This window comes from Kitasatospora sp. NPDC059088 (assembly GCF_042738155.1).
Classification (GTDB): domain Bacteria; phylum Actinomycetota; class Actinomycetes; order Streptomycetales; family Streptomycetaceae; genus Kitasatospora.
This window is the reverse complement of the sequence record NZ_JBHYGR010000230.1, coordinates 1-4,241: the sequence shown is the minus strand read 5'-3', so window position 1 is coordinate 4,241 and position 4,241 is coordinate 1. Positions and strand designations below refer to the sequence as shown.

Sequence of the window (4,241 nt, the reverse complement as noted above, 5' to 3'; positions counted from 1 at the left end):
GCCGCCGACGCGCCCGCCCCCCCCCACCCCATCACTCTCTGGCAACTGCCCCCCCCCCCCACCCCCCGCCCCCCCCCCCCCCCCCCGGGCGGCCCCCCGGCGGCCGCAGCGCGTTCTCAGGAGCGGTGGTACTGGACGGGGGTGTGCACCTCGCCGCCCAGCTCGCCGGCCGCGCGGCGGGCCCAGGAGGGGTTGCGCAGCAGCTCGCGGCCGAGCAGGACGGCGTCGGCGCGCCCGGCGGCCAGGATCTCCTGGGCCTGGGCCGGCTCGGTGATCAGGCCGACGGTGGCCACCGGCAGGCCGACCTGGTCGCGCACCGCCTCGGCGAAGGGCACCTGGTAGCCGGGGCCGGCCTCGATCGCGGCGTCGGGCACCAGGCCGCCGGTGGAGACGTCCAGCAGGTCCACGCCGTGCGCCTGGAGCTCCTTGGCCAGGCGGACGGTGTCCTGCGAGGTCCAGCCCTCGCGGCCGTCCTGCGGGTTCTCGGTGAGCCAGTCGGTGGCCGAGACGCGGAAGAACAGCGGCAGCTCCTGGGGCCACACCTCGCGCACCGCGTCGACGACCTCCAGCGCGAAGCGGATGCGGCCCTCGAAGGAGCCGCCGTAGGCGTCGGTGCGGCGGTTGGTCTCGGGGGAGAGGAACTGGTGGATCAGGTAGCCGTGGGCGCCGTGGACCTCGACGACCTGGAAGCCCGCCGCCAGGGCGCGCCGCGCGGCGTCGGCGAACTGGCCGACGATCTCGGCGATCTGATCGACCGTCAGCTCCTCGGGGGTGGTGTGCTCGGGCGAGAAGGGCAGCGCGCTGGGGGCGACCGGGGTCCAGCCGTGCTCCTCGTCGGGGCTCAGGGCGCGTCCGCGGTCCACCCAGGTCCGCTCGGTGGAGGCCTTGCGCCCGGCGTGCCCGAGCTGGACGGCCGGGACGGTGCCCTGCGCCTTGAGGAAGTCGGTGATCCGGCGGAACGCCTCGACCTGGGTGTCGTTCCACAGCCCGAGGTCGTACGGGCTGATCCGCCCCTCGGGGCTGACCGCCGTGGCCTCCGTGATGATCAGCCCGGTGCCGCCGGCGGCCCGCGCCGCCTGGTGGGTGTAGTGCCAGTCCGTGGGGGCCCCGGCGGCCTCTCCGGCCGGTGCGGCGCTGTACTGGCACATCGGCGGCATCCAGACCCGGTTGGGAACGGTCAGCTCCCGCAGCGTGTACGGGGTGAAGAGGGTGGTGCTCATGTCGGACTCCCGGTGGGAACGGCAGCGCCAGGACACAGGCGCTTGCTGATGCGCTTTATATGTCCAAACAATAGTTGCACAGGACGATACTTTCAACGGCGGCCGCCTGCCCGGGGGCCTCAGACTCGGCCAGTTCGAGCGCCCGCGCCCGGTCGGCGCCGCGCAGGGTCAGGTCCCAGCAGCGCAGCACGGCCACCGCGTGGGCCAGGCCGTCGTGTTCGAACACGCCGCCGCCCGGTGCCGTCGTGTCCGGCGCCGTCGTGCCCGCGGCCGGCGCGCCCGGGGCCGTCGGGTCCGCGCCGAGGGCGGTGAAGGCCAGGCCGACCGCGCCCAGCATCCGGTGGAAGTCCGCCAGCCGCCGCGAGCGGCCGGGGCCGTCCTCGTCCTCGAACCGGAACGCGGCGAACTTGACATCCTCCCCGCGCTAAAGCGCGGGGATTCCGGCCGCGCCTGGGGCACGGGGCTTGCGCCCGGTGCGGTCGGCGTTCCGGTGGGTTCCTGTTTCAGCGGGCCGTGCCTGGCGTGGGATCGCCACGCCGGGTCTCATCGGTCCTCCGCAGGCGTTTAGCCTGTCCGCCTGCCCGGCGGCCAGGATGTTCCGAGCGGCGTTGAGGTCACGGTCATGGAGCATGCCGCATGCGCCACAGGCCCACGCCCGGATGTGCAGGGGTTTGGGTCCGTCGCGGTGTCCGCACGCCGAGCACAGCTGGGACGACGGGAACGTGCGGGGCGCGATGCCGACATGACGTCCGTACCGGGCCGCCTTCTCCTTGAGCAGGCGCCGGAAGGTGGCCCATCCGGCGTCGTGGACGGACTTGGCCAGGCGGCCTCGGGCGAGGCCGCGCACGTTCAGGTCCTCCAGGTGCACCGCTTGGTTCTCGCGGATGATCCTGGTGGTCTGCTGGTGCAGCCAGTCCTTGCGGGTGTCGGCGACCTTGGCGTGCGCCCTGGCGACCTTGCGGCGGGCCTTGGCCCGGTTCTTCGACCCCTTGGCCTTGCGGGACAGCTCCCGCTGTGCGGCCTTGAGCTTCTTCTCGGCCTTGCGGAGAAAGCGGGGGTTGTCGATCACGCTGCCGTCGGAGAGGACGGCGTAGGTGGTCAGCCCGAGGTCGATGCCGACCTCGGCATCGACCTCGGGCAGGTACTCGGGTTCCACGTCCACGACGAAACTCGCGTGGTACCTCCCGGCCGCATCCAGCACGACCGTCACCGACGACGGATCAGCAGGCAGCGGCCGCGACCACTTCACCCGCACGTCACCGATCTTCGCCAGGTTCAGCTTCCCGTTGCCCCGCAACCGGAATCCGTTGCGGGAGAACCGCAGCGACTGCCGGCTGTCCTTGCGCGACTTGAACACCGGCAGCCCCACCGGGCGTCCCTGCCGCTTACCAGACACCGAGTCGAAGAAGTTCCGGTAGGCCGTGTCCAGATCGCGCAGGGACGACTGCAACGCGTCCACCGACACCGACCCCAGCCACGACCGGGCATCCGTCCTCTTCGCCTCCGTGATCACCGCCTTGGCCAGAGCACCGGTCGCAATCCTCGACCTGTCCGCCTTCCATGCGGCCCTCCGCAGGGCGAGCGCATCGTTGTACACCACCCGCGCACACCCGAACGTACGTGCCAGCAGCTGCCGCTGACCCGCCGTCGGATAGATACGAAAGGAGTACCTGAGATGCACGAGAATCAACCTACCGGCAGGCACTGACAGTCAGACGCGGCCGCCAGCTGGGCGGTGCGCCCAGGCGGGCACCGCCTCTGACCTTCCTTCGACCACCGCCGCCCTCGGAGCATCGTTGCGTCGTCGCAGAGGCCGAGGCTACTGCCGGTCGGACGGCTCCGGTACGAACTTGACAAGCCGTCAGATCCGGGCCCCGGAAATCCGCTGGCGCCGGCCCGCCAGGGTGGAGATACTCGCCCGTCGGCGGGGCGGACGAAGGGGGAACGGGCGGGCGTGGAGGTCTTCGAGTGCAGGGCGTGCGGCACCGCGCTGACCGGGCCGCTGACGCGGGTCCCCTACCCGGTCTACGCCGGGCTGCCCTTCGGCAACGGCGTGGCCATGCCCGTCCTGATGGACCCGGGCACCTACGCCGTCGACGGTGACCCGGCCCGCGGGCCCCGCCCGACCGTCATCGCCCCCGGCGACGCCCACGGCACCGCCCTCGTCCAGCGCCGCGAACTCGGCGCCTGCTGCGGCATCGACGGCCGCTACGGCCCCAACGTCACCTGCGCCGGCTGCGGACGCAAGGTCGCCACCAGGATCGACGACTGCTCGCTGTGGCAGGCCACCTGGCTGGAACCCTCCGCGGTGCGCCCCGTCCCGGCCGGCCCCGACGCCCCGATCGCCGACTGGCACACCGTCACCGACCGGTGGTGCGCCACCGACCCGTCGGACGGCGACGGCAACCGGAGCATCCGCTGGGACGTGGAGGCCGCCGTGACCCTGGCCCACCTGGTCCACGCCGCCGACGGCGCGCCCCTGGACCTCGCCACCGGCCCGCTCGCCCAGGCCTTCCGCCCCCTCCTCGCCCAACTGCCGCCCCCGGCGGCCGGACCGGCCCGCCCCGCCCTGCGCGCGGCCCTGGCCGGACCGGGCCGACCGCTGCCCCACCGCCTGCCCGACCTCGCCGTCGTCCCGCGCCACCCCCGCACCGGCGAGTGCTGGCCCCCACCCCCCGGCGTGGCCGCCGTGCCGCTGGCCGCCGAGTTCTGGGCCGCCCTCGCCTTCCGCGACGAACGCGAACTCGCGCCCGCCACCGGCGGCCTGCCCCCGGGAGTCGAACGCGACGACCCCCTCCCGCCCCACCCCCGCTACCCGGGCTACCTCGACCGGCGGGTCCTGCGGGCCGCGCTCGACCGCCTGAACGGCGTCGCCGACACGGCGGACGAGCCATGGTGAGGAGCGACGGCGGGGGGGCCCGGGGGGGGCGCGGGCGGGGGGGCGGCCCCGGGGGGGGGGGGGCCCGCCCCCCCGGTGGGGGTGAGAAAGACAGCTCGAGACACCGCACACACAGGTGGGGT

4 protein-coding genes are annotated in these 4,241 nt (G+C 74.0%); 1 reads left to right on the top strand and 3 read right to left on the bottom strand.

Going from position 1 to position 4,241, the window contains the following annotated elements:
• Positions 1-116 precede the first annotated feature (116 nt).
• The 3 genes from ACFWXO_RS44205 to ACFWXO_RS44195 all read right to left on the bottom strand — a co-directional run bounded on the left by ACFWXO_RS44205 (position 117) and on the right by ACFWXO_RS44195 (position 2,901).
• Positions 117-1,220, bottom strand: a complete 1,104-nt coding sequence (locus tag ACFWXO_RS44205; RefSeq protein ID WP_375897118.1) for an NADH:flavin oxidoreductase/NADH oxidase — start codon at positions 1,218-1,220, stop codon at positions 117-119.
• Between the two features lie 55 nt (positions 1,221-1,275).
• Positions 1,276-1,557, bottom strand: a complete 282-nt coding sequence (locus ACFWXO_RS44200; RefSeq protein WP_380532642.1) for a hypothetical protein — start codon at positions 1,555-1,557, stop codon at positions 1,276-1,278.
• Positions 1,558-1,644: 87 nt separating this feature from the next.
• Positions 1,645-2,901: an RNA-guided endonuclease InsQ/TnpB family protein gene (locus ACFWXO_RS44195; RefSeq protein WP_380532639.1), complete on the bottom strand. Its 1,257-nt coding sequence runs from the start codon at positions 2,899-2,901 to the stop codon at positions 1,645-1,647.
• A 273-nt stretch (positions 2,902-3,174) separates the two neighbouring features.
• On the opposite strand from ACFWXO_RS44195, the gene ACFWXO_RS44190 reads away from it, so the two are divergent.
• A complete protein-coding gene (locus ACFWXO_RS44190) occupies positions 3,175-4,119 on the top strand; it encodes a hypothetical protein (RefSeq protein WP_380532637.1) in 945 nt (314 codons plus the stop codon).
• Positions 4,120-4,241 lie beyond the last annotated feature (122 nt).